The organism is Agrococcus terreus, assembly GCF_014645235.1.
Classification (GTDB): Bacteria; Actinomycetota; Actinomycetes; order Actinomycetales; family Microbacteriaceae; genus Agrococcus; species Agrococcus terreus.
In genome coordinates, this window is sequence record NZ_BMLM01000001.1 from 1880643 (window position 1) to 1904135 (window position 23493).

At 72.5% G+C, this 23493-nt stretch carries 21 protein-coding genes and 2 tRNA genes; 10 read left to right on the plus strand and 13 right to left on the minus strand.

Features of this window, described 5'->3' with window-relative positions; genetic code table 11:
* The first annotated feature begins 23 nt into the window (after positions 1–23).
* Positions 24–1781, plus strand: coding sequence for a hypothetical protein (locus IEW90_RS09115; protein ID WP_188717827.1), 1758 nt, complete (start codon positions 24–26; stop codon positions 1779–1781).
* A 56-nt stretch (positions 1782–1837) separates the two neighbouring features.
* Here IEW90_RS09115 and IEW90_RS09120 read toward each other — a convergent pair.
* Together IEW90_RS09120 and IEW90_RS09125 are read right to left on the minus strand one after the other, a co-directional pair.
* Positions 1838–1912, minus strand: a tRNA-Pro gene (locus tag IEW90_RS09120).
* Positions 1913–2014: 102 nt separating this feature from the next.
* Positions 2015–3805: a cytochrome c biogenesis protein DipZ gene (locus tag IEW90_RS09125; protein ID WP_229679574.1), complete on the minus strand. Its 1791-nt coding sequence runs from the start codon at positions 3803–3805 to the stop codon at positions 2015–2017.
* Between the two features lie 173 nt (positions 3806–3978).
* Here IEW90_RS09125 and IEW90_RS09130 point away from each other — a divergent pair, with 173 nt between their 5' ends.
* From IEW90_RS09130 to IEW90_RS09140, 3 genes are all read left to right on the plus strand, one after another.
* Complete coding sequence (locus IEW90_RS09130; RefSeq protein ID WP_188717828.1) at positions 3979–4662, plus strand: fasciclin domain-containing protein; 684 nt, start codon at positions 3979–3981, stop codon at positions 4660–4662.
* A 194-nt stretch (positions 4663–4856) separates the two neighbouring features.
* Positions 4857–6206, plus strand: coding sequence for an HNH endonuclease signature motif containing protein (locus IEW90_RS09135; protein WP_188717829.1), 1350 nt, complete (start codon positions 4857–4859; stop codon positions 6204–6206).
* A 165-nt stretch (positions 6207–6371) separates the two neighbouring features.
* A complete protein-coding gene (locus tag IEW90_RS09140) occupies positions 6372–7040 on the plus strand; it encodes an SDR family oxidoreductase (protein WP_188717830.1) in 669 nt (222 codons plus the stop codon).
* A 19-nt stretch (positions 7041–7059) separates the two neighbouring features.
* Here the strand turns inward: IEW90_RS09140 and IEW90_RS09145 are convergent, their stop codons facing one another.
* From IEW90_RS09145 to IEW90_RS09155, 3 genes are all read right to left on the minus strand, one after another.
* Positions 7060–8457 carry a GH1 family beta-glucosidase gene (locus tag IEW90_RS09145; RefSeq protein ID WP_188717831.1) on the minus strand — a complete coding sequence of 466 codons (1398 nt, stop codon included), beginning with the start codon at positions 8455–8457 and terminating at the stop codon, positions 7060–7062.
* Between the two features lie 46 nt (positions 8458–8503).
* Positions 8504–8941 (minus strand): hypothetical protein, encoded by a 438-nt coding sequence (locus IEW90_RS09150; RefSeq protein ID WP_188717832.1) that lies wholly within the window; start codon positions 8939–8941, stop codon positions 8504–8506.
* 92 nt (positions 8942–9033) lie between these two features.
* Positions 9034–9107: transfer RNA gene (locus IEW90_RS09155), tRNA-Gly, on the minus strand.
* Positions 9108–9198: 91 nt separating this feature from the next.
* Here IEW90_RS09155 and IEW90_RS09160 point away from each other — a divergent pair.
* A complete protein-coding gene (locus IEW90_RS09160; RefSeq protein WP_188717833.1) occupies positions 9199–9855 on the plus strand; it encodes a hypothetical protein in 657 nt (218 codons plus the stop codon).
* An 18-nt stretch (positions 9856–9873) separates the two neighbouring features.
* On the opposite strand, the gene IEW90_RS09165 is transcribed toward IEW90_RS09160, so the two are convergent.
* From IEW90_RS09165 to IEW90_RS09175, 3 genes are read right to left on the minus strand one after another with little or no spacing between them, the layout of a single operon-like run.
* Positions 9874–10848, minus strand: coding sequence for an Fpg/Nei family DNA glycosylase (locus IEW90_RS09165; protein WP_188717834.1), 975 nt, complete (start codon positions 10846–10848; stop codon positions 9874–9876).
* Positions 10848–11333 carry a ribose-5-phosphate isomerase gene (locus IEW90_RS09170; RefSeq protein ID WP_188717835.1) on the minus strand — a complete coding sequence of 162 codons (486 nt, stop codon included), beginning with the start codon at positions 11331–11333 and terminating at the stop codon, positions 10848–10850. Before IEW90_RS09170 ends, IEW90_RS09165 begins: the two co-directional genes overlap by 1 nt.
* Positions 11333–11965: a mycothiol-dependent nitroreductase Rv2466c family protein gene (locus IEW90_RS09175; RefSeq protein ID WP_188717836.1), complete on the minus strand. Its 633-nt coding sequence runs from the start codon at positions 11963–11965 to the stop codon at positions 11333–11335. Before IEW90_RS09175 ends, IEW90_RS09170 begins: the two co-directional genes overlap by 1 nt.
* A gap of 90 nt (positions 11966–12055) precedes the next feature.
* Here IEW90_RS09175 and pepN point away from each other — a divergent pair, with 90 nt between their 5' ends.
* The 4 genes from pepN to IEW90_RS09195 are packed head-to-tail and all read left to right on the plus strand — an operon-like array spanning position 12056 to position 17635.
* Complete coding sequence (gene pepN, locus IEW90_RS09180) at positions 12056–14593, plus strand: aminopeptidase N (RefSeq protein WP_188717837.1); 2538 nt, start codon at positions 12056–12058, stop codon at positions 14591–14593.
* 11 nt (positions 14594–14604) lie between these two features.
* Complete coding sequence (locus IEW90_RS09185) at positions 14605–15546, plus strand: mechanosensitive ion channel family protein (RefSeq protein WP_188717838.1); 942 nt, start codon at positions 14605–14607, stop codon at positions 15544–15546.
* Positions 15543–15959 carry a globin gene (locus IEW90_RS09190; RefSeq protein WP_188717839.1) on the plus strand — a complete coding sequence of 139 codons (417 nt, stop codon included), beginning with the start codon at positions 15543–15545 and terminating at the stop codon, positions 15957–15959. The genes IEW90_RS09185 and IEW90_RS09190 overlap by 4 nt, the downstream gene beginning before the upstream one ends.
* 35 nt (positions 15960–15994) lie before the next feature.
* Positions 15995–17635: an FAD-binding dehydrogenase gene (locus tag IEW90_RS09195; protein WP_188717840.1), complete on the plus strand. Its 1641-nt coding sequence runs from the start codon at positions 15995–15997 to the stop codon at positions 17633–17635.
* 74 nt (positions 17636–17709) lie between these two features.
* On the opposite strand, the gene IEW90_RS09200 is transcribed toward IEW90_RS09195, so the two are convergent.
* From IEW90_RS09200 to IEW90_RS09220, 5 genes are all read right to left on the minus strand, one after another.
* The gene (locus tag IEW90_RS09200) at positions 17710–18129 is read right to left on the minus strand and encodes a cytochrome c oxidase subunit 4 (protein ID WP_188717841.1); all 420 of its coding nucleotides are present in this window, start codon (positions 18127–18129) and stop codon (positions 17710–17712) included.
* A 1-nt stretch (position 18130) separates the two neighbouring features.
* Positions 18131–19864 carry an aa3-type cytochrome oxidase subunit I gene (ctaD, locus tag IEW90_RS09205; protein WP_188717842.1) on the minus strand — a complete coding sequence of 578 codons (1734 nt, stop codon included), beginning with the start codon at positions 19862–19864 and terminating at the stop codon, positions 18131–18133.
* A 5-nt stretch (positions 19865–19869) separates the two neighbouring features.
* The gene (gene ctaC / locus IEW90_RS09210) at positions 19870–20721 is read right to left on the minus strand and encodes an aa3-type cytochrome oxidase subunit II (RefSeq protein WP_229679575.1); all 852 of its coding nucleotides are present in this window, start codon (positions 20719–20721) and stop codon (positions 19870–19872) included.
* Positions 20722–20999: 278 nt separating this feature from the next.
* Positions 21000–21341 (minus strand): HesB/IscA family protein, encoded by a 342-nt coding sequence (locus IEW90_RS09215; protein WP_188717843.1) that lies wholly within the window; start codon positions 21339–21341, stop codon positions 21000–21002.
* 65 nt (positions 21342–21406) lie between these two features.
* On the minus strand, positions 21407–22840 hold the full coding sequence (locus IEW90_RS09220) for a dipeptidase (protein WP_188717844.1): 1434 nt from the start codon (positions 22838–22840) through the stop codon (positions 21407–21409).
* Positions 22841–22922: 82 nt separating this feature from the next.
* Between IEW90_RS09220 and IEW90_RS09225 the strand changes: the two genes are divergently transcribed.
* Positions 22923–23483, plus strand: coding sequence for a DUF3043 domain-containing protein (locus tag IEW90_RS09225; RefSeq protein WP_188717845.1), 561 nt, complete (start codon positions 22923–22925; stop codon positions 23481–23483).
* Positions 23484–23493: the final 10 nt, after the last annotated feature.

The window sequence follows — 23493 nt, forward strand, 5'->3', positions numbered from 1 at the left end:
CTCGCGACGCTGAGCCGCACCGCATGTCGAACTATCTCGTCATCGTCCACGCCGCGCAGCACGATGCGGCGGTCGACCGCTGGCTGCGCCGCTGGAGCACGCCGTCGGAGACCCACGTCGAGCAGCTGGGCCGCTCCCGCCTCGTCATCGTCGCCAAGGACGTCGAACGCAGCATCGAGGACCGGCGCTTCTTCCGCGGCAGCGCGGTCGCGACCGAGCACGGCGCCATCGTGTTCGGGATCGACGGCTGGAAAGCCGCGCCAGCTGGGCTGCGAGGCGACCCCGGCAGCGCGAGCGGGGAGTTCGTCGCGCTCGACTGGTCGGACGGGAGCCTGCGGCTCGATCGCGACGTGTTCGGCAGCGTGCGGACCGCGCACACCCACCTCCGCGGCCTCATCGCCGCGTCCGATTCCCTGCTCGTGCTCGCATCCCTCCGCAGCGCGCTGGGCGCGCGGAACCGCCTGCACGTGGAGGTGGCCGCGGCGCGCACCGCGCGAAGCGCCGTCGCCGCGCAGCAGCTCTCGCCCGACACGATCGTCGAGGGCATCGACTACGTCCCCGCGGGCCGCGGGCTGCGGCAGCGTCGTGCCTCGCTCCGCTGGGCCCTCACGGGCGAGCGTGTGGCAGAGCGCGTCGAGGCGGCCCGATCCGCCGGCACCGTCGAGCTCCTGCGCCGCAGCGCCGACGACGCGGCGCGGGTGCTGGGTGCCCTGCCAGGAGTGCCCGGGTGGCACACGCGGCTCAGCCTCTCGGGTGGCCAGGACTCGCGCGCCGTGCTCGCCGCCGCGATGGCCATGGGCGTCGAGGGCGCCATCTCCGTCCACACGGCGCCCCGCACGGCGGCGACCGCTGCCGATCATGACGTCGCGATGCACCTGGCGCAGGCGCGGTCGATCCGCACCGAGGCGCCGTCGCAGGTCGAGCGCCCTGTGGCACCCGACGAGGCGCAGACGCTCTGGGCCGCGTCGCTGCTCGGCCTCTACGACGATTTCGGCCCGCTGGCACCGCACCGCCAGCTGCGGTCCACGTTCGCCCTCACCGGCGTCGGCGCCGAGCTGCACAAGGGGAACTGGGACTGGCAGCCGCTCGACCGGCTCGCCGACGGCGCAGCCGAGGGCGTCGTGCGCGACGCGGTGCACGCTCAGCTGTGCACGGGCGCGAGGTCGGTCGGCGCCGATGCGCGCGCCGGCAGCGCGAGCGAGCTGGTCTACCTCGGCTACCGCAACGGCATCCACGGCTCTGCGGGCCACATCAGCCTGCACATGACGACGATCAGCCCGCTGATGCAGCTGTCGCTGGCTGCCGCTGGTCATCAGCCGCGCAGCCCCGGGACGGGCTTCGCGGGCTCCCGCGCAGGCATCTCGGCCATGATCGCGATGCTCGACCCGGAGCTCGTGACCGAGCCGTACGCGGAGGCCGAGCACGCCATCGCGCCCGATGTCGCGGATCGACTGCTCGCCGCCGTCGGCGGCCCGCTCGAGCCCGGTCCGGCGCTCACCGTCCACGGGCGCCCCGACGACATCCCCCGCGGCCCGTCGGCGCTGTCGATGCGCATCGCCGATGACTGGGGCTTCCGAGGGCCCCTGGCCGTCGACGCGGTGATGGCCGGCGCCGACGACGCGGTCGCCGGCATCGGGGACAGAGACCTGCGGGGCCTCTACGTCGACCTCCTCGCGAACGCGCGGTGGCGGCTCGATCGCTCGGGCGGGAACCTGCGGGCAGAGGGGCGGCAGCCCGCGCGCATCCGCTCGCTCGCGCTCATCGCCGGCCTGGACGGCTGAGCGCACCGCGCCAGAGCGGCCGCGGGCCGGTCGGATGCGAGGAGTCGTCTCACCGGTCGGGGCGACAGGATTCGAACCTGCGACCTCCCGCTCCCAAAGCGGGCGCTCTAGCCAAGCTGAGCTACGCCCCGGAGGGCGACCCGCAGGAGGCGCTCCGAGGGCCAACTCTAGCGCCGCCATGAGCGGGGTCCGGTCGTGACCACGGACCCCGCCCTCCCCGGTTCCCTCCGGGCCTATCCGAAGGTGAACGAGTAGGCCTCGACGCCCTCGGGCACCGTGACCTCGATCGTCCCCTCCTGGCTCTGATCCGCCCGGAGCAGCTGGTAGCTGCGGGGCGTGCCGCTCACGTCGAGCTCGACGCGCTCGCCGTCGATGTCGGCGACCACCGTGCCGGTGCCGGCGAGCACCATCCGCACCTCCTGGCCGCGGTACTGCAGCCGGATGCGGGCCTCGTCGCCGCGTGGCGTGGCGAACTGCGTCTCGAGCTGCCAGTCGCCGTCGAGCGCGAACGTGTCGGCCGCCTGCTGCGCCGGGTAGGCGAACGCCTCGGCCTGCGCCGAGTAGCGCTCCTCGCCGCCGAAGTTCTGCACCTTCGTCGTGCCGAGGTACGACTCCGGCGTGATGTCGGCGTTCAGCGGCGTCTCGTCGCTCGTCTCGGTGGCGGCGGGCAGCTGCACGCCCGGATCCGCCTGCTGCAGCAGCTCGCGGATCATCTGCTCGCCCTCCTGGTACTGCCCCTCGCCGAAGTGCACGTTGCGCACGGTGCCGTCGGCGTCGATGAGGTAGCGGGCGGGCCAGTACGCGTTGCGGTAGTTCGTCCAGGTCGAGAGCGAGTTGTCGATCGCGACCGGGTACTCGATGCCGAGCGCCTCGGCGCCGTCGATGACGTTCTGGCGCTCCTTCTCGAACGCGTACTCGGGGCTGTGCACGCCGATCACCTCGAGCCCCGCATCCCGGTACGCGTCGTACCAGGCGTTGATGTGGGGCGTGGAGCGCTGGCAGTTGATGCACGAGTAGGCCCAGAAGTCGACGAGCACGACCTTGCCGCGGAGGTCGGCGAGGTCGACCGGCTGGTCGCCGTCGGTGTTGAACCACGAGTCGATGCCGCGGATGCTGGGGGCCGTGCCGCACTCCTGCAGCTCGGTCGCACCCGGGTCGCAGAGGTCGAGGTCCTTGTTCTCGTCGTTCTCGAGGCCGCCGATGGCGATGGCCTCCTGCACGTCCTCGTTGCCGGCGATCGACTCCTGGATGGCCGAGGTGTAGTCGGGCACGAGCCGCTGCAGCCGCGCGGGCAGGTCGAAGACGAGGCCGATCGCGAGCAGGATCATGAGCGCGCCCGAGACGACGCGGATGACGCCCTGGCGGCGGCGGAACGCGGCGATGCGCTCGGCGAGGCCGCGGCCGGCGAGCGCGAAGAACAGCAGCGGCAGCGCCGCGCCGATCGCGAACGAGACGGTGAGCACCACGGTGTCGGCGCCGATCTGCCCGGTCGCGCCCGCGACGGTGATCGCGGCGAGCACCGGGCCTGCGCACGGCACGTAGACGGCGCCGAGCGCGAGGCCGAGCGGGAAGCCCTGCAGCCGGTCGGTGCGCATCTGCGGGAAGCGCTCGAACGGCTTCTCGAGCAGGTGCTGCACCGCCGGCACCATGAGACCGATGCCGATGAGGGTGAGGACGACGATGCCCGCCCAGCGCAGCACGTCCTGCGGGAGACCGAGGAGGCTGAGGACGAGCGATCCGGCGAGCGTCATGATCGTGAAGCTGGTGACGATGCCCGCGATCACGAAGTAGGGGCGCCAGCGCGAGACGGTGCGCGTCTTCCGCACCGTCTCCCTGCGGGTCGCGGTCGCGACCGCGCCCGTGGACGCACCCGCCTCCTCACCGTCCTGAGCATCCCCCGCCGCCGCCCGCTGCTCGCGCGCGGACTGCATGCCGCCGGAAAACAGGATGACGGGCAGCACGGGGATGATGCATGGCGAGATGCCGGTGATGAAGCCGCCGAGCAGTCCGATGAGCGCGAGCACGCTGCCTCCCTTGGTCGTCGGAGGTTCGGGGCGAGGGACGGATCGGATGGGCAACCTGGGAATCCCATCCAAGGCTCAGGTCCGCGCAATCCGGCCCCTGGGAGGCTCCGAAGCCCCGATGACACACCGGCTCGCACGGGCCGGGACCGAACACCAGGGAAGGGAGAGCAGCGATGCTCACCAAGAAGAACCCCAAGATGGCCGGGCTCGTGCTCGTCGGAGCGGCGACGCTCGTGCTGGCGGGCTGCTCGATGGGTGGCACGACCGCCGAAGAGAGCACCGAGCCCACGACCGACACGATGGAGTCGTCGGAGCCGATGGAGACCGGCTCGGCGATGGACGACCCGGCCTACGCGAACCTCGTGGGCTCCGCCTGCGAGGCCTACGACATGGAGGTGCCGGACGGCGCCGGATCCATCGTCGGCATGTCGCAGGACCCGGTGGCGGTCGCGGCCTCGAACAACCCGATGCTCACGCAGCTCACCGCCGCGGTGTCGGGCCAGCTGAACCCCGACGTCGACCTCGTCGACACGCTCAACGGCGACGAGTTCACCGTCTTCGCGCCGGTGGACGAGGCCTTCGAGGCGCTCCCCGCCGACACGCTCGAGCTGCTGCAGACGCCTGAGGGCGCCGAGACGCTCGAGACGGTGCTCACGTACCACGTGGTGCCCGGCCAGGTCGCGCCCGACGCGATCGCCGGCATGCACACGACGGTGCAGGGCGAGGACGTCGAGGTCACGGGCGAGGGCGACTCGCTCATGGTGAACGACGCCACCGTGCTCTGCGGCGGCGTGCAGACCGCGAACGCGACGGTCTACCTCATCGACTCGGTGCTGATGCCGCCGTCGATGGGCTGATCCGCACATCGCGCTGGACCGCGGAGGGTCGACCTGTCAGGGGGTCGGCCCTCCGCCTCTTCGTGCGCGCTGTCGAGATGCGCGGCCGCCGCTCCCCGCTGGTCGAGGAGCGCGCCGCCGCAGGCGGCACGCGTCTCGAGACCACCCCTCGCGCGGCCGCTCGCGATGTCAGTGGCCCCTGCCACACTCCGATCATGTCGACGCAGACCCCGAGCGCAGCACCGGCCGAGCCGGCCTCGCCGCACGCGGTCGCGGCGCACGCGCTCGAGGCCGTCGTCGGCATCGATGAGGCGATCGCGTCCCTGCAGGCGATGCGCGCGCACCTCATGGCGGGCCTGGCCCGCATGGCCGTCGACGACGCCCTCGAGACCCGCACCGACCAGCGGCTCGCCCTCCGCGAGGTGGCCGCCGAGCTCGCCACCCGGCAGCGCCGCTCCGACCGCACCCTCGAGGCCGAGCTCGGGGGCGCCATGGTCGATGTCGCCCACTGGCCCGCGACCGTCCGAGCCTGGGGCGACGCCCGCATCCACCGCGGCCACCTCCACGTCATCGCCGAGGTCGGCCTGCCCCTGCAGGACCCCGCGGCGCGCGCCGCGTTCGAGGCGGCGCTCCTCCCCCACGCCGAACGGATGGCGCCCGGCCGGCTCCGCCGACTCGCCCGCCGCGAGCTCGAGCAGCACCTGGCGGAGCCGCTCGTCGAGCGGCACCGCACCGGCCGCGAGCAGCGTGGCATCTCCGTCACCGACATCGACGACGGCATGTCCGTCCTCCGTGCCACCATCCCGACCCTCCTCGCCCACGGCATCGCCGACCGGCTGACCCGCATCGCGCGCACCGCGCCCGCCGACGATCCGCGCACCGTCGACCAGCGCCGCGCGGACGCGCTCTGCGACCTCCTGCTGACCGGTGACGCCACCGGATCCGGTATCGAGGGCATCCGTGCGGAGGTGTCGGTCGTCATCCCCGCGACCGCGCTCCTCGCTGCCGGCTCGTCCGCCGACGCCGAGGCGGCCTCGCACGCCGACACCATCGCGCCGCGGCTCCTCGGCGGCTCGCTCGTCGACGCAGCGACGGTCCGCGATCTCGCAGCGACCAGCCCCGGCTGGAGCCGCCTCTTCACCGACCCGCTGCGCGGCCACGTGATCGCCACCGACAGCTACCAGCCCACCGCCGGCATGCGGCGCCTCCTCCGCCACCGCGACCAGACCTGCCGCTTCCCCGGCTGCGGCGCCTCCGCCCACCGCACCGACGTCGACCACACCATCGGCTGGGCCGAGGGCGGATCGACGAGCCTCGGCAATCTCGCCCATCTCTGCCGCCGCCACCACACCCTCAAGGGCGCCACCCGCTGGCGACTCGAGCAGCCCGAACCCGGCACCCTCCACTGGACCTCGCCCACCGGTCGCACCTACACCGACGAACCCACACCGACCGGCCCCCGCTTCACCGAGCGCGAGCATCACCGGGCCCGAGCCCGAACCCGTGGTCCCGAACCCTGGCATGGCCCACCGCCACCGGCGGACGCACCACCCTTGCCGTTCTGACCGACGTGCGCCGCCCACCCTCTCGCTGGTCACTGACGACCCGCCGCTGGTCGAGGAGCGCGCCGCCCCAGGCGGCACGCATCTCGAGACCACCGCCGCCGGTCGAGGAGCGCGCCGCCACAGGCGGCACGCGACTCGAGACCACCACCCGGCTAGGGTGCGACCATGCCCCTCGCCCTGCTCACCGGTGCCGCACGCCCGAACAGCATCGCCGCCGGGATCGCCGAGCGGCTCCGCGCCGACGGCTGGGACGTGGCGACCTCCGACCGCTCCGGCGCCGAGTTCGACGCCGACCTCGAGGACGCCGCCGCTCCGGCCGACCTGATCGACGCCGTCATCGCCGGCCGCGGCGGACCGATCGACGCGCTCGTGCTCAGCCACGCGCACGGCGTGGAGTCCGGCATCCTCGACACGACCGCCGAGTCGTTCGACCGCCACGTCGCCGTCAACGCCCGCGCGAGCCTGCTGCTCATCGCTGCCTTCGCCCGCCAGGCGCCCGAGGATGGCGGCGCGATCGTCGCCCTCACGAGCGACCACACCACCGGCAACCTCCCCTACGGCGCGTCGAAGGGCGCGCTCGACCGCATCGTCATCTCGGCGGCGCGCGAGCTCGGACCCCGCGGCATCTCCGCCAACGTCGTGAACCCAGGTCCCGTCGACACCGGCTGGATGGACGACGAGCTGCGTGCGTCGATGCCCGCCCACGTGCCGCTCGGCCGCCTCGGCACCGCGGACGACACGGCGGGCGTCGTGGCGTTCCTGCTCTCCCCCGAGGGGCGCTGGATCTCGGGCCAGCTGCTGCACGCCGACGGCGGCCTCTCGGGCCGCTACTGAGGGCCGCGCACGTGGCCTCCTAGAGCGTCCGCTCCCGGATCATTCGCGCGAGCTCGAGGCCCGAGTCCTTCACCGTGCGCTCCTGCGTGTCGTAGTCGACCCGCACGATCCCGAAGCGCTTGTGGTAGCCCCACGCCCACTCGTAGTTGTCCATGAGCGACCAGTAGAAGTAGCCCCTCACCGGCACGCCCTGCTCGATCGCATCGACGACCGCGCCGACGTGCGCGCGCAGGAACTCCGTGCGCTCCGCGTCGTGGACGCGGCCGTCCTCCGCGACGACGTCGTCGTACGCGGCGCCGTTCTCGGTCATCCACAGCTCCGTGCCCGCGGGGCCGGTGTACTCCTCGTGCACCATGCGCAGGAGGCGCGTGAGGCCCTCCGGCTGCACCTCCCAACCCATGACCGTCGTCGGCAGGTCGCGGGCGTGGATGTACACGCACTCGGCGGCCGGGAAGGGGCTCGCGATCGGTCGGTCGGTCGGCGCGTCCTGCAGCGGCGCCTGCGTCGGCGGCACGGCCGAGACCGCATCGCCGTGGTAGTAGTTCACGCCCAGCACGTCGAGCGGCGCGCTGATCGTGGCGAGGTCGCCGTCCTGCACGACGGCGTCGAGGCCGAGGTGGCCCACGTCGGCGAGCAGCGAGTCGCGGTAGTGCCCGCGGAAGATCGGGTCGAGGAAGAAGCGGTTGTACTGCTCGTCGATGCGCCGCGCGGCGTCGACGTCGGCGACCGACGACGGGTCCACCGGATCCGCGACCGTCATGTTCAGCGTGATGCCGAGCCGCTCCGCCCCCGCGTCGCGCAGCGCGCGCACGGCCATGCCGTGGGCGAGCAGCAGGTGGTGGCCCGCCGCGAGGCCGTCGGCGACGCTCTGCCGGCCCGGCGCGTGGGCGCCCGCCGTGTACGAGAGGAACGACGAGCACCACGGCTCGTTGAGCGTCGTCCAGTTCACGACCCGGTCGCCGAGCGCCTCGTGCATCGCCAGCGCGTAGTCGACGAAGCGGTGCGCGGTGTCGCGCGCCGGCCAGCCGCCGGCCTCCTCGAGCGACTGCGGCATGTCCCAGTGGTGCAGCGTCAGCCACGGCATGATGCCGGCCTCGAGCAGCTCGTCGACGAGCCGCGAGTAGAAGTCGACGCCCTCCGGGTTCACGGGGCCGCCGTCGGGGCACACGCGCGACCAGCTCGTCGAGAAGCGGTACGACTGCAGGCCCAGCTCGCGCATGAGCGCGACGTCCTGCGGCATGCGGTGGTAGTGGTCGCACGCGACGTCGCCGGTGTGGCCGTCGATCACGGCGCCCGGCACGCGGGAGAAGGCGTCCCAGATGCTCGGCGTCCGGCCGCCCTCGGCGGCCGCGCCCTCGATCTGGTAGGCGGCGGTCGCGCCGCCCAGGATGAGGTCTGCGGGGATGCTGCGCTGCACGGCTCGACGATAGCGGAACCGGTTGCGGAGCGTGCGCCCGCCTCGCTCAGGGCGCGGGCGTCTCGCCGGGCTCGGTCGCCGTGAACCACGCGAGCCAGCCCTCCGACGTCTCGTGCACCTCGTAGGAGCCGCACCGCAGCACCTCGTCGGGCAGCTCGCTCCCCTCGGCGAAGCCGCCGTAGCGCCCGTCGAAGGGCAGCGACGCGCGCGCGTCGAGCGCGCAGCCGACCGGCTCGGCCCCGCGGAAGGCGATCACGGCGTGCGTCTCGTCGAGGGTCGCGGTGCTCCGGATGTCGACGGCATCGGCCGGCAACCAGGCGGGCGCGGCCACTCCGACCCAGCCGCTCGCGGCGTCGGCGCGGGTCTCGAAGGACTCGCTGTGGACGCGCTCGAACGCGTCGGAGATGCCCGAGCAGGCGGTGAGGCCGGCGACGGCGAGGGCGGCGGCCGCGGCGGCGGCGAGGGAGGCACGGTGCTTCGTCATGCTTCGATCCCACCGCGCGAGGCCTGTTCTGCGCGTCGGACGAGCGGCGGATCGGCGTCAGCCCTGAGGATGATCCGCTCGGACTGCAGCGGTGGAGCGGGCGACGGGAATCGAACCCGCGTAATCAGTTTGGAAGACTGAGGCTCTACCATTGAGCTACGCCCGCGCGCCCCGAGGGACTGCTCGAATCTACCGCATCCCCGCGCCTGGCCCGACGCCGACAGCCGCCGGACAGCCGCGCGGGATACCGTGGCCGGGTGCACGGCCCGCTCCGCTCCCGCTCCCGCCGCCGCGGCTCCCGACCGCTCGGCGCCGCGCTGCTGGCGGCCGCCGCGCTGAGCCTTGCCGCGCTGAGCCTTGCCGCGTGCGTCGCGATGCCCGCGACCGTGCCCGCGGATCCCGAGATCCCGCAGACGCCCGGGCCGCTGCCGACCGACAGCATCGCGCCGGCGCCGACGACGAACGGCCCCACCGACCCGCCGGTGCCCACCACGGCGCCGGGCGACTTCTCGTACGGCGACACCGTCGTCATCCACACCGAGCGCGGCTCGACGTGGGAGATCACGCCGACCGCCTCAGTCGATCCGGCCGACGACATCGCGCTGCAGACCGGCGCGACGCCGCGCAACGGCGAGCGCTTCGTGATCATGGAGCTCGAGATCACGAACGTCGGCGTCATCACCACGCATCCGATGCACGACATGACGTTCGGCTACCAGCCGGACGGCGGTCCGATCGCCGACCAGAACTCCGCAGCGACCGCCGCGGCGCCCGACGACCTCGGCTACATCTGGGACCTCGCGCCCGGCCAGACCGAGACGGCGCAGGTCATCGTCGCCGTGCGCGCCGACGACCCGACGGGCGCTTGGGTGCTCAGCGGCGACGGCTTCGACACGACGTACCGGTTCCGCTGAGCCGCGGCCCGCGACTGCCTACAGCTGGCAGCCGGGGCACCAGTACAGCTTGCGCGCCTGCATGACCTCGAGCGCGATCGGCGTGCCGCAGCGGCGGCACGGCATCCCCTCGCGCTTGTACACCCAGTGGCGGTCGGCTCGGTTCGCGAGCGCCGCCGCCCGCTTCGCGCCCCGCAGGCCGTCGATCGTGAGCATCTGCCCGGTCTCGACGCCGATCCGCAGCAGCTTCGTCCAGTCGCGCCACAGCGCCCGCAGCTCGTCCTCGGGCACGGCCGAGCCTGGGCGGTGCGGATCCATGCGCGCGCGGAACAGCAGCTCGGCCCGGTACACGTTGCCGATGCCGGCGACCACCGACTGGTCCATGAGCAGCTGCCCGATCGCCTGCCCCGAGCGGGCCGCGCGCGCCACGAAGCGGTCCTCGGCCGATCGCTTCGACTCGGTGAGCGCCTGCGGGTCGGGCCCCAGCCGCTCGGCGAGCGCGCGCACCTCGGCGTCGTCGAGCACCTCGCACACCGTCGGCCCGCGCAGGTCGGCCACGGCGGAGGCGGTGAGGATGCGCACGCGCACCTGGCCGACGGGCGGAGGCGGGAACTCGACCAGCGCATCGGCGTGCTCCGTCTCGCCCGCGCGGAGCCGCGCGAGCCGCGGCGCGCCGATCGACGCGATCGAGTCCTCGTGCTCGCCGTCGGTGCCGGCGCCGCGCATGCCCGTCTGCCCCATGCGGCCGTCGGATGCGGCGATCGTCGGGTCGACCGAGATCGCGCCCGCGAAGTCCCACGCGCCGTAGATGCCGAGGTGCACGTGGAGGGTCGGCCCGTCGAAGCCGACGAGCAGGTGCTTGCCGATCGCCTGCGACGAGGTGATCTCGCGCCCGTCGAGCTCGGCCGCGCCCACCTGGAAGCGTCCCTGGGGGCTCGTCACCGAGGCCCGGTGCCCGGCGAAGTTCGCTGCGAACTGGCGGGCGATGCGATGGACGGAGTGCCCCTCGGGCATCAGTCGATCTCGTGGCCGGCGATCGCGCCCGTCGTCTCGTACTCCCCCAGCTGCGCGATGCGGCGCGCGTGGCGCTCGGCGCCCGAGAACGCGGTGGCGAGGAAGCGGCCGATGATCGCGAGCATCTCCTCCTCGGAGTGCTGGCGCGCGCCGACCGCGACGACGTTCGCGTCGTTGTGCTCGCGCGCGAGCTCGGCGGTCGCGAGGCTCCAGGCGAGCGCCGCGCGCACGCCCTTCACCTTGTTCGCCGCCATCTGCTCGCCGTTGCCGGAGCCGCCGAAGACGACCCCGAGCGCTTCGACGCCCGCCCGCTGGTCGGCGACGACCGCGCGCGCCGCCGCGATGCAGAACGAGGGGTAGTCGTCCTCGGCGTCGTACGCGGTGGGGCCGTGGTCGATCGGGTCGTGGCCGGCGTCGCGCAGGTGCTCGACGAGGCGCTTCGACATCTCGAAGCCGGCGTGGTCGGTGGCGACGTGGACGCGCATCAGGCGGCCTCCCCCTCGGTCGCGAACTGCGGCCCGCGGGTGCGGGTGCGCTTGAGCTCGAAGAAGCCGTCGACCGACGCGGCGGCGACGACGCCGTCGAAGAGGCGCAGCGCCTCCTCACCCGTCGGCGCGGGGCTGATGACCGGGCCGAAGAAGGCGACGTCGCCGACGGCGACGACCGGCGTGCCGACGTCGTCGCCCACGAGGTCGATCGCCTCCGCGTGGCTCGCGCGCAGCGCCTCGTCGTGCGCGTCGGTCTCGTCGGCGAGCGAGGCGGGCAGCCCGACCGCCGCGAGCGCCTCGGCGACGATCGCGTCGTCGTCCTTCCGGGCGGCGTGGTGGATGCGCTCCCCCAGCGCGTCGTAGAGCGGCTTCACGACGGCGTCGCCGCCCTCGGCGCGGGCGGCCGTGACGAGCCGCGTGAGCCGCATCGAGCGCGGCATCCGCGCCGCGTACGACTCGGGCAGGTCGCGGCCCTCGTTGAGCACGGCGAGGCTCATCACGCGCCAGTCGACGTCGAGGCCGCGCACCTCGGCGACCTCGCCGAGCCAGCGCGACGTCATCCACGCCCACGGGCAGGTCGGGTCGAACCACATGCGGACGGTGGGCGTCGGAGCCTCCTGCGCAGTCATGCCTCGATGCTATCCGCGCCCGGGCGGGCGCCGGGGCGCGCGCCACTAGGGTTGGGACCAGCCAGCACACCACTGCCGAAGGAGTCCAGCGTGCCCGGAGAGAACCTCACTCGCGCCGAAGCCCAGGAGCGCGCCTCGATCCTCGAGGTCGACGCGTACGACATCGAGCTCGACCTCACCAGGGGCGACGAGGTGTTCGGATCCACGACGACGGTCCGCTTCCGCGCGACCGAGGGCGCGTCGACGTTCATCGACCACATCTCCGCGGCCGTGCACCAGGTGACGCTCAACGGCGTCGACCTCGACGTCGCCGACGTCGACGACTCCGTGCGCATCCGCCTCGACGGCCTGCAGGCCGAGAACGAGCTGCGCGTCGTCTCCGACGCCCGCTACGTCAACACCGGCGAGGGCCTCCACCGCTTCGTCGACCCGGTCGACGGCGAGGTCTACCTCTACTCGCAGTTCGAGGTGCCCGACTCCCGCCGCGTCTTCGCGGTGTTCGAGCAGCCCGACCTCAAGGCCACCTTCCGCTTCACGGTCACGGCGCCCGCGCGCTGGCAGGTCGTCTCGAACCAGCCCACCCCCGAGCCGGTCGTCGACGGCGACACCGGCACGTGGTCGTTCGAGCCGACGCCGCGCATCTCGAGCTACATCACTGCGCTCGTCGCGGGCCCGTACGACGTCGTGCGCTCCGAGCTCGCCTCGGCCGACGGTCGCACCATCCCGCTCGGCATCTTCTGCCGCGCCTCGCTCGCCGAGCACATGGACGCCGACTACATCTTCGAGAAGACCCGCCAGGGCTTCGCGTTCTTCGAGGCGCAGTTCGGCGTGCCCTACCCCTTCGACAAGTACGACCAGCTCTTCGTCCCCGAGTTCAACGCGGGCGCGATGGAGAACGCCGGATGCGTGACCTTCACCGAGGCGTACGTGTTCCGCGCCCAGGTGACCGACGCCATCCGCGAGCGCCGCGTCGTGACCGTGCTGCACGAGCTCGCGCACATGTGGTTCGGCGACCTCGTGACGATGCGCTGGTGGAACGACCTGTGGCTCAACGAGTCGTTCGCCGAGTGGGCGTCGACGCTCGCGACCGCCGAGGCCACCGAGTGGACCGAGGCGTGGACGACGTTCCAGGCGATGGAGAAGACCTGGGCCTACAAGCAGGACCAGCTGCCCTCGACGCACCCGATCGTCGCCGAGATCCGCGACCTCGAGGACGTCCAGGTCAACTTCGACGGCATCACGTACGCCAAGGGCGGCTCGGTGCTCAAGCAGCTCGTCGCCTGGGTGGGGCTCGAGGCCTTCATGCAGGGCGTCGGCGCGTACTTCCGCACGCACGCCTGGGGTAACACGGAGCTCAGCGACCTGCTCTCGGAGCTCGAGGCCGCGAGCGGCCGCGATCTCGGCGAGTGGAGCCGCCTGTGGCTCGAGACGGCCGGCGTCAACACGCTGCGCCCGGCGATCGAGACGACCGCCGACGGCATCATCACCTCCTTCGCCATCGAGCAGACCGCGCCCGAGACGCACCCGACGCTCCGCCCGCACCGCCTCGCGATCGGCTTCTACGACGTGCAGGACAAGGCGCTGCGCCGCATCCACCGCGTCGAGCTCGACGTCGACGGCGCGCGCACCGAGGTGCCGTCGCTCGTCGGCCACATGCGCCCCGCGCTCATCCTGGTGAACGACGAGGACCTCGCCTACGCGAAGATCCGCCTCGACGAGGCGTCCACGCGCACCGCCCTCGGGCAGCTGCGCGACATCGAGGACCCGCTCGCGCGCGCCCTCGTGTGGGGCGCCGCGTGGGACGCGACGCGCGACGCCGAGACGCCGGCGAGCGACTACGTCGACCTCGTCCTCGAGAACATCGGCGCCGAGACGGAGTCGACCACGATCCGCTTGGCCCTCACGCAGCTCGCGCTCGTGGCCCGCACCTACGTGCACCCCTCGAAGCGCACCGCCACGATCGAGCGCGCCGGCGACCGCCTCTGGCAGCTCGCCTCGGAGGCGGAGGCAGGCTCCGACGCGCAGTTCCAGTTCGCGGGCGCCTTCGCGGGCCTCGCCTCCACCGACGAGCACGTCGCGATCCTGCGCGGCCTGCTCGACGGCGACCAGCGGCTCGAGGGCCTCGAGATCGACGCCGACCTGCGCTGGCAGCTGCTCGACGGCCTCGTGCTCGCGGGCGCCGCCGGCGAGGAGGAGATCGCGGCGCTGCTCGCGACCGACGACACCGCCACGGGCCGCCAGTTCGCCGCCCGCGCCCGCGCGACCGTGCCGACGCCCGAGGCGAAGGAGGCCGCCTTCGCGTCGGTCGTGGACGCCGAGGGCGCGTCGAACATGATCGTGCGCTACACCGGCCAGGGCCTCGCCCACGTCAACGACCCCGCGTCGCTGCAGGGCCTCGTCGCCCGGTACCACGACGCGATCCAGTCGATCTGGGACTCGCGCACGTACCAGGTGGCCGAGGGCCTCCTCGTGGGCGTCTACCCCGGGGGCCTCGCGAGCCGGGAGCTCGCGGACGCCACGCGCGCGTGGCTCGCCGCGAACGAGCCGGCGCCCGCGCTGCGCCGCATCATCATCGAGCACCTGGCCGGCGTCGAGCGCGCGCTCGCGGCGCAGGAGCGCGACGCCTGATCGGAGGACGGATGCGAGGGCTCTCGCTGCAGGCCGCGCCCGGGATCGACTGGGCGGACGTCGCCGACTGGTGGGCGGCGTGGGGGACGCCGATCTCGATCGTGCTGATCGTGATCGGGGCCTTCCTCGCCTACTGGATCGTCAAGGTCGTCATCGGCCGGGTCGTCCACGAGGTCGTCACGGGCGTGAAGCGCCGCGCCGACGTCGCCGACACCGAGGCGCTCTCGCACTCCCCCCTCGCCCAGGTGCGCATCGTGCAGCGCACGCGCGCCATGGGCAGCGTGCTCAACACGATCCTCGCCTGGGTGATCGCGGTCTTCGCCGCGATCCTCGTGCTCGGGGCGCTCGGCGTGAACCCCGGCTCGCTCGTCGCGCTCGCCGGCTTCCTCGGCGCCGCGGCGGGCGTCGGCGCGCAGGGCGTGATCCGCGACTTCCTCAACGGCCTGTTCATGGTGTTCGAGGACCAGCTCGGCATCGGCGACGTCGTCGACCTGGGCGAGGCGTCCGGCGTCGTGGAGTCGGTCGGCATCCGCGTCACGCAGGTGCGCGACGTCAACGGCACGCTCTGGTACGTCCGCAACGGCGAGATCGTGCGGGTCGGCAACAAGTCGCAGGGCTGGGCACGCGTGCTGCTCGACCAGGCGGTGCCGTACGACGCCGACGTCGACGCGGTCGAGCAGCGCCTCCTCGACGTGGCGACGCGGATGAGCGAGGAGGCCGAGTGGACGAGCCGCATCATCGACAAGCCCGAGACGTGGGGCATCGAGTCGGTCTCGGCCGAGGCCGTCGTGCTGCGCCTCGTGGTGAAGACGCGCGCGAGCGCGAAGGACGACGTGGCCCGCGAGCTGCGCCGCCGCGTGAAGGCCGGGCTCGACGACCTCGGCGTCACGCTGCCCTCGCTGCAGAAGGTGGTCGTGCAAGGCCTCGACGACACGGCGAAGGGCAGGGCATGACGCTCCCCGGCAGCATCCCCGTCGGCCAGCCGCAGTCGCTCCACGCGGCGGTCGGCGGCACGCCGTTCTTCGCGGCGCTCGTGCGCGGCTTCTACGACCGCGTCTGGCAGGACGAGGTGCTGCGGCCCATGTACCCGCAGGACGACCGCGAGGGCGCCGAGGAGCGGCTGCGGCTGTTCCTCGAGCAGTTCTTCGGCGGCCCCACCACGTACAGCGAGACGCGCGGCCACCCGCGGCTGCGGATGCGCCACGCGCCCTTCCCGGTCGACCTCGACGCGCGCGACCGCTGGCTCGCCGCCATGGAGGCGTCGGTCGACGACCTCGCCCCGGCTCCGCTGCACCGCGCGGAGCTCATGGACTACTTCGAGCGCGCCGCCACGGCGATGCTCAACCGCAACCCCCTGTTCCGCTAGGACGACGCTGTTCCGCTAGATCGACGGAGGCCCCGATGCCCGAGACCCGGACCGACGTGGTGGTGATCGGCGCGGGCCTCGCGGGGCTCGTCGCCGCGTGCGAGGCGCTCGACCGCGGCCGCACCGTGCGCATCGTCGAGCAGGAGGGCCGGCAGTCGATCGGCGGCCAGGCCTGGTGGTCGTTCGGCGGCCTGCTGCTCGTCGACTCCCCCGAGCAGCGCCGCCTCGGCATCCGCGACTCCGTCGGCCTCGCGCGCGACGACTGGATGCGGGCCGCCGGCTTCGACGCGGAGGGCGACGAACACGGGCGGCGCTGGGCCGAGGCGTACCTCGACTTCGCGCACCGCGAGCTGCGGCCGTGGCTGCGCGAGCTCGGCGTGCGGCTCTTCCCCGTGGTCGGGCACGCCGAGCGCGGCGCGCGCACGCCCGGCGGCCACGGCAACACCGTGCCGCGCTTCCACATCGTCTGGGGCACCGGCCCCGGCCTCGTCGCACCCTTCACGCGCCGCCTGCGCGATGCCGTGGCCGACGGCCGCGCCACGCTCTCGTTCCGGCACCGCGTCGAGCGCCTGCTCGTCGAGGACAGCCGCGTCGTCGGCGTCGCGGGCGACCGCCTCGCCGACGACCTCACGGTGCGCGGCGAGCCCTCGAGCCGCGAGGTCGTCGGCGCCTTCGAGCTGCGCGCCGAGAGCGTGGTCGTCGCGACCGGCGGCATCGGCGGCGAGCTCGACCGCGTGCGCTCGCTCTGGCCCGAGCGCCTCGGCCCTCCACCGCGCGAGGCGCTCGCAGGCGTGCCCGCGCACGTCGACGGCTCCGGGCTGGGGCTCGCGGAGGCCGCGGGCGCGGCGCTCGTGCACGGCGACCGGATGTGGCACTACACCGAGGGCATCGCCAACTGGGACCCGGTGTGGCCCGGCCACGGCATCCGCATCCTGCCCGGCCCGTCGAGCCTGTGGCTCGACCACCGCGGGCATCGCCTCCCCTCGCCCAACTACCCCGGCTTCGACACGCTCACGACCCTCGCGCACCTGCGCTCGGTGGGCGCGGAGCACTCGTGGTTCGTGCTCACGCAGTCGATCGTCGAGAAGGAGTTCACGCTCTCGGGCTCGGAGCAGAACCCCGACCTCACCGGCCGGAGCCTGCGCCGCCTCGCGCAGCGCGTGCTGCCGGGCGCGCCCGCGCCCGTGCAGGCGTTCCTCGACCACGGCGAGGACTTCGTCGTGGCGAGCAGCGTCACCGAGCTGCTCGACGGCATGGAGCGGCTCGGCGAGGGCGACCTCGACCGCGCGGCCGTCGTCGCCGCCATCGAGGAGCGCGACGCCGCCGTCGCCGACCCCGCCTCGACGGACCCGCAGGCGATCGAGATCCGCCGCGCGCGGGAGTACCTCGGCGACCGGCTCGTGCGCACCGCCGCGCCCCACCGCATCCTCGACGAGCGGCACTGGCCGCTCATCGCCGTGCGGCTGCGCACGCTCACCCGCAAGACGCTCGGCGGCATCCTCACCGACCTCGACTCGCGCGCGCTCGACGCCGACGGCGCGCCCGTGCCCGGCCTCTTCGCGGTCGGCGAGGCGGCGGGCTTCGGCGGTGGCGGCGTGCACGGCTCGCGCGCGCTCGAAGGCACGTTCCTCGGCGGCTGCCTCCACACGGGCCGTCGCGCCGGCCGCGTCGCCTGAGCGCGTCGTCGGCCGCAGCACGGCCCGACGACGAAGGGCCCCGTCCGGAGACGGGGCCCTTCGTGCGCGGTGCGTCAGCGGCTGAAGTTGCCGCGGTAGTACTCGTAGACCCAGCCGACGAGCATGATGAGCGTCAGCGCGGCCGCGATCGGGATGAGGAACGTCGGGCCCGCGAGCGAGACGAACATCATCGCCAGCGCCGCGCCGAGCGCGATCGGCCACCAGCTCCAGGGCGAGAAGTGGCCCATCTCCGGGTCGGCGTCGTCGATCTCGGCGTCGAGGCGGTCCTCGGGCAGCTCTCCCGCCTGGTTGCGGTAGAGCAGCCAGAGGTAGAACCCGATGAGCACCGACAGGATGCCCGTGAGGGCCATGCCGATCGTGCCCGTCCACTCGACCTCGCCGTCGTACGACACCATGTGCCACAGCGTGTACACGGCCGAGGAGGCGAAGAAGAACGTCGCGATGATCGCGAGCAGGAGGATGTTGGCCCGCATGTCAGCGCCCCTCGGTCTTCGTCACGTCGATCACGTCGTCGCGATCCGGCTTGTCCTGCAGCGGCCCGGCACCGACGCCGAACTGCGGCCCCGCGTTCGGGTGGTGCAGGTCGAAGGCGGGCGACTCCGAGCGGATGCGCGGGATCGAGGCGAAGTTGTGCCGCGGCGGCGGGCAGCTGGTCGCCCACTCGAGCGAGCGGCCGGTGCCCCACGGGTCGTCGACGGTGACCTTCGGCGCCGTGCGGGCCGTGATCCAGACGTTCCAGAGGAACGGCACCATCGACAGCGCGAGGATCATCGCGCCCACGGTGGAGATCTGGTTCATCCAGGTGAAGCCGTCCTGCTCCAGGTACGTGTAGTACCGGCGCGGCATGCCGATGACGCCCAGCCAGTGCTGGATGAGGAACGTCATGTGGAAGCCGATGAACAGCAGCCAGAAGTGGATGTGGCCCAGGCGGTCGTTGAGCATCTTGCCCGTCCACTTCGGCCACCAGAAGTAGAAGCCGGAGAACATGGCGAACACGACCGTGCCGAACACGACGTAGTGGAAGTGCGCCACCACGAAGTAGCCGTCGGAGAGGTGGAAGTCGAGCGGCGGCGAGGCGAGGATGACGCCCGTGAGGCCGCCGAACGTGAAGGTCACGAGGAAGCCCAGCGCCCACACCATGGGCGACTCCCAGGTGATGGAGCCCCGCCACATCGTGCCGATCCAGTTGAAGATCTTCACGCCGGTCGGCACCGCGATCAGCATCGTCATGAGCGCGAACCACGGCAGCAGCACGGTGCCCGTGACGTACATGTGGTGCGCCCACACCGTCACCGACAGGGCGGCGATCGCGATCGTCGCGCCGACAAGGGTGTTGTAGCCGAAGATCGGCTTCCTCGAGAACACCGGGATGACCTCGGAGATGATGCCGAAGAACGGCAGCGCGATGATGTACACCTCGGGGTGGCCGAAGAACCAGAACAGGTGCTGCCACAGCACGACGCCGCCGTTCGCGGGGTCGTAGATGTGGGCGCCGAAGATGCGGTCGGCGGCGAGGCCGAAGAAGGCGGCGGCCAGCACCGGGAACGCGATGATCACGAGGATCGACGTGATGAGGATGTTCCAGGTGAAGATCGACATGCGGAACATCGTCATGCCGGGCGCGCGCATCGTGAGGATCGTCGTGATGAAGTTGACGCCACCCATGATCGTGCCGAAGCCCGAGAGCGCGAGGCCGAGCACCCAGAGGTGACCGCCGATGCCGGGCGAGAACGCGGTGTCGCTCAGCGGCGTGTACGCGGTCCAGCCGAACGACGCGGCGCCCTGCGGGGTGAGGAAGCCGGCGACGGCGATGAACGAGCCGAAGCTGTACAGCCAGTAGGCCAGCGCGTTGAGGCGCGGGAACGCGACGTCGGGCGCACCGATCTGGAGCGGCATGAGCACGTTGGCGAAGCCGGCGAAGAGCGGCGTCGCGAACATGAGCAGCATGATCGTGCCGTGCATCGTGAAGAGCTGGTTGTACTGCTCCTCCGTCGGCACGACCTCGAGGCCCGGCGCGAACAGCTGCGCGCGGATGAGGAGCGCCATCACGCCGCCGATGGCGAAGTAGATGAACGACGTGATCAGGTACATGTACCCGATGGTCTTGTGGTCGGTGGAGGTGATCCACTTGACCAGCACGTTGCCCTTGCGCTCAGCGCTGGTGCTGATGGGGCTCTGCGTGCTCGTGGGCGATGCCGTGGCGGTCATCCCTGTCACTCGCCTTCCGTGGTGTCGACGTTCTCGTCGCGCTCGGGGTCGATGTTCCCATCGCCCGTGAAGGGGTTGATCGACTCGTCGATCGGGCCGACGTTGCCCTCGGCCTCGAGGCTCTCGAGGTAGGCGTCGTACTCGGCCGGGCTCACGAGCTCGACGTTGAAGAGCATGGCCGAGTGGTACTCGCCGCAGAGCTCCGCGCACTTGCCGCGGAAGACGCCCTCCTGCGAGCCGGTCTCGAAGTACATGTGGTTCGTGACGCCCGGGAGCATGTCCTTCTTGTAGAGGAACTCCACGATCCAGAACGAGTGCGCCACGTCGCGCGCCTCGAGGGTGATCTCGATCGACGAGTCGGTCGGGAGCACGAGGGTCGGGAGCGACTCCTGCTGCAGCTGGCCCGTAGCAGGGTCCTCCTGCGCCTGGATGCCCTGGAAGTGCACCGGGTCCTGGCCCTCGCGGTCGTAGACGAAGTCCCACGACCAGCGCTTGCCGTAGACGGTGATCGAGTAGTCGGGGTCGGCGTTCGGCTCCTCGATGATCGCCTGGTCGCGCGCCGTGAAGGCGAAGAAGCCGGCGACGAGGATCACGGGCACGATGGTGAAGAAGATCTCCATCGGCATGTGGTAGCGGAGCTGCACGGGCAGGCCGACCTGGCCCTTGCGGCGACGGTACGCGATCGCCGCGAAGATCATGAGGCCCCAGGTGATGATGCCGACGGCGAGGAGCACGATCCACGAGGTCGTCCAGAGGCCCATGATGCGGTCGACGTGGTTCGTCAGGCCCGGGTCTGCGGGCATGAAGCCCTGCAGCTGCGCCTGGGTGCAGCCCGCGAGCGCGAGGGCGACCACCACGGCGACCGGGGCTGCGATCCAACGAGATCGACGATTGCGCACTGTCTTCCTCCGAGTCGGTGAACGTCGGTATCGATCCTAGTACCCACAGCGCACGCTCAGGCCCCCGCGACGCCCCTCAGAGCGCCGGATGCGAGCCCGCCCGGGGACGCGCGAACGCCGCCGGCCGGGTGGCCGACGGCGTGTCGCGGGATGGGGCGCTGCGGATGCCTAGTGGAACGAGTCTCCGCAGGCGCAGGAGCCCCGCGGCGCATCGCGCTGCGCTCGCGGGGTCGCTGCTAGTGGAACGAGTCTCCGCAGGCGCAGGAACCCTGCGCGTTCGGGTTGTCCATCGTGAAGCCCTGCTTCTGGATGGTGTCCTCGAAGTCGATGGTCGAGCCGTCGAGGTACGGGACGCTCATGCGGTCGACGATCACCTCGACCCCGTCGAAGTCGCGCACGACGTCGCCGTCGAGGCGGCGCTCGTCGAAGTAGAGCTGGTAGATCAGGCCCGAGCATCCGCCGGGCTGCACGGCGACGCGCAGCCGCAGGTCGTCGCGGCCCTCCTGGTCGAGCAGCCGACGCACCTTGTCGGCGGCGGTGTCGGTGAGCGTGACGCCGTGCGTCGCGAGATCCGTCATCTGCGTGCTCCTCTCAGCCTCGAGCGTTGCAGCGCCCGAGGGCTCCAGTGTATTCCCGCCGTCGCTCAGGCGGAGCGGTCGCCGGCGCGGGCGAGCAGCAGCGCCTCGGCGCCGATCGCGCGGCGCAGCACGTCGAGGTGCTGCGACTCGTTGGGGCTGTGCGCCATCGTCGCCGGGTCCTCGACGCCGGTGACCAGGATCTGCGACTCGGGGAACTGCGCGACGAGGTCGGCGATGAACGGGATCGAGCCGCCGATGCCCGCCTCCACGGGCTCCGCGCCCCACGCGTCGGCCATCGCGCGCTTCGCCTCCGTCGCGCCCCAGCCGCTCGCGTCGACGAGGAAGGGGTCGCCGAGGTCGATCGAGTCGTACTCGACGTGCGCGCCGAAGGGCGCGTGGGCGCGGATGTGGCGGTCGAGCGCCGCGAAGGCGTCCTCGGCCGACTGGCCGGGCGCGATGCGGGTCGAGATGCGGAAGCGCACGGTGGGCAGGATCGTGTTCGACGCGTCGGCGACGCTCGGCGCGTCGATGCCCGTGAGGGTCACCGACGGCTTCGCCCACACGCGGCTCAGCAGCGGGCCCGAGCCGATGAGCTCGACGCCGTCGAGCACCGCGGCCTCCTCGCGCACGTGCGCCTCGGTCTGCTCGGGCACGTCGAGCTCGGCCTCCGTGAGCCCCTCGACGGCGACCGAGCCGTCCTCGTGCCAGAACGACGCGGCGAGGCGCGCGAACGCGAGCATCGCGTCGGGCACGAGGCCGCCGACCATGCCGGAGTGGCTCGCGTGGCCGAGGGTGGAGACGCGCACGTTGAACGCGACGTTGCCGCGCAGGGCGACGGTGAGCGAGGGCGTGTCGACCGACCAGTTGTCGGAGTCGGCGACGACGATGACGTCGGCGCGGAGCGTGTCGGCGTGCAGCTCGAGGAAGCGCTGGAACGAGCGGGAGCCGTGCTCCTCCTCCCCCTCGATGAACAGCGCGATGCCGAGCTCGGGGTCGACGACCTCGGCGAGGGCGCGGACCGCGGCGATGTGGGCGATGACGCCCGCCTTGTCGTCGGAGGCGCCGCGGCCGAAGAGGCGGCCGTCGACCTCCGTGGGCTCGAACGGCGGGGTGCGCCACAGCGCCTCGTCGCCCCAGGGCTGCACGTCGTGGTGCGCGTAGAGCAGGATCGACGGCTTCCCCGCCTTCGGGGCGCGCACGGCGAGCACCGCGGGCTGGCCGAGCGCGTCGGTGTCGCCGATGGGCGCGCGCTCGATCGTGACGCGCTCGAAGACGCCGGTGCCCTCGGCGAGCCGCTGGACCGCCTCCGCGCTCGCCTGCACGTGCGCGGGGTCGTAGGCGTCCCACGAGACGCTCGGGATGCGCACGAGCGCCTTCAGGTCCTCGACGGCGCGGTCGAAGCCGGCGTCGACGGCGGCGAGGACGGCGCGATCGCGCTCGGACAGGGCGGCGGCGCCGTCGGCGAGCGGGCGCGCGGTGGAGGTCTCGGGAGTCGTCATGCGCACGATCCTAGGCGCCGCCGTCGGCGCCCTGCCGCGGTACCATGGGACGATCCCCGCTCCAGCGACGCAAGGACCCGACGTGCCCCTCTTCAGCCGCTCCGACGCCAAGAAGGCTCAGCCCGAGCCGCAGCCGGAGGGCCGCCGCACGCCGAAGCAGTCGGAGCAGATCGCCCGCAACCGCCGCCCCCTGGTCCCCGAGGACCGCAAGGAGGCGCGGCGCCAGATGCAGGACAAGATGCGCGCCGAGCGCGAGAAGGCCCGTCTGGGCTTCGAGCGCGGCGAGGAGCGCTACCTGCCGGTGCGCGACCGCGGCCCGATCCGCAAGTACGTGCGCGACTGGGTCGACGCCCGCCTCTCGCTCGGCACGCTCGCGATGCCGATGATGATCGTCGTCCTCGTGCTCACCTTCATCAACGACCCCCAGTGGCGGGTCGTCGCGAACATCGTCCTGTGGGCGTTCGTGCTGCTCGTCGTGCTCGACTCGGTGTTCATGGCCTGGCAGCTGCGCCGGGTGCTCAAGTCGAAGTTCGGCGCGAAGGACGCGAAGGGCCACGGCTGGTACGCGACGATGCGCGCGGTGCAGCTGCCCTTCATGCGCATGCCGAAGCCGCAGACGAAGCTCTTCCGCTACCCGGAATGATCGCGGGCCG

Bases quoted from the DNA above. Each gene is read 5' to 3' on its own strand.
- IEW90_RS09220 (WP_188717844.1), bottom strand. From the start codon at position 22,840: ATGACGACTCCCGAGACCTCCACCGCGCGCCCGCTCGCCGACGGCGCC.
- IEW90_RS09200 (WP_188717841.1), bottom strand. From the start codon at position 18,129: ATGCGGGCCAACATCCTCCTGCTCGCGATCATCGCGACGTTCTTCTTC.
- IEW90_RS09185 (WP_188717838.1), top strand. From the start codon at position 14,605: ATGCGAGGGCTCTCGCTGCAGGCCGCGCCCGGGATCGACTGGGCGGAC.
- IEW90_RS09150 (WP_188717832.1), bottom strand. From the start codon at position 8,941: ATGACGAAGCACCGTGCCTCCCTCGCCGCCGCCGCGGCCGCCGCCCTC.
- IEW90_RS09190 (WP_188717839.1), top strand. From the start codon at position 15,543: ATGACGCTCCCCGGCAGCATCCCCGTCGGCCAGCCGCAGTCGCTCCAC.
- IEW90_RS09195 (WP_188717840.1), top strand. From the start codon at position 15,995: ATGCCCGAGACCCGGACCGACGTGGTGGTGATCGGCGCGGGCCTCGCG.
- IEW90_RS09135 (WP_188717829.1), top strand. From the start codon at position 4,857: ATGTCGACGCAGACCCCGAGCGCAGCACCGGCCGAGCCGGCCTCGCCG.
- ctaD (WP_188717842.1), bottom strand. From the start codon at position 19,864: ATGACCGCCACGGCATCGCCCACGAGCACGCAGAGCCCCATCAGCACC.
- IEW90_RS09115 (WP_188717827.1), top strand. From the start codon at position 24: ATGTCGAACTATCTCGTCATCGTCCACGCCGCGCAGCACGATGCGGCG.
- IEW90_RS09215 (WP_188717843.1), bottom strand. From the start codon at position 21,341: ATGACGGATCTCGCGACGCACGGCGTCACGCTCACCGACACCGCCGCC.
- IEW90_RS09165 (WP_188717834.1), bottom strand. From the start codon at position 10,848: ATGCCCGAGGGGCACTCCGTCCATCGCATCGCCCGCCAGTTCGCAGCG.
- IEW90_RS09170 (WP_188717835.1), bottom strand. From the start codon at position 11,333: ATGCGCGTCCACGTCGCCACCGACCACGCCGGCTTCGAGATGTCGAAG.
- IEW90_RS09130 (WP_188717828.1), top strand. From the start codon at position 3,979: ATGCTCACCAAGAAGAACCCCAAGATGGCCGGGCTCGTGCTCGTCGGA.
- IEW90_RS09140 (WP_188717830.1), top strand. From the start codon at position 6,372: ATGCCCCTCGCCCTGCTCACCGGTGCCGCACGCCCGAACAGCATCGCC.
- IEW90_RS09175 (WP_188717836.1), bottom strand. From the start codon at position 11,965: ATGACTGCGCAGGAGGCTCCGACGCCCACCGTCCGCATGTGGTTCGAC.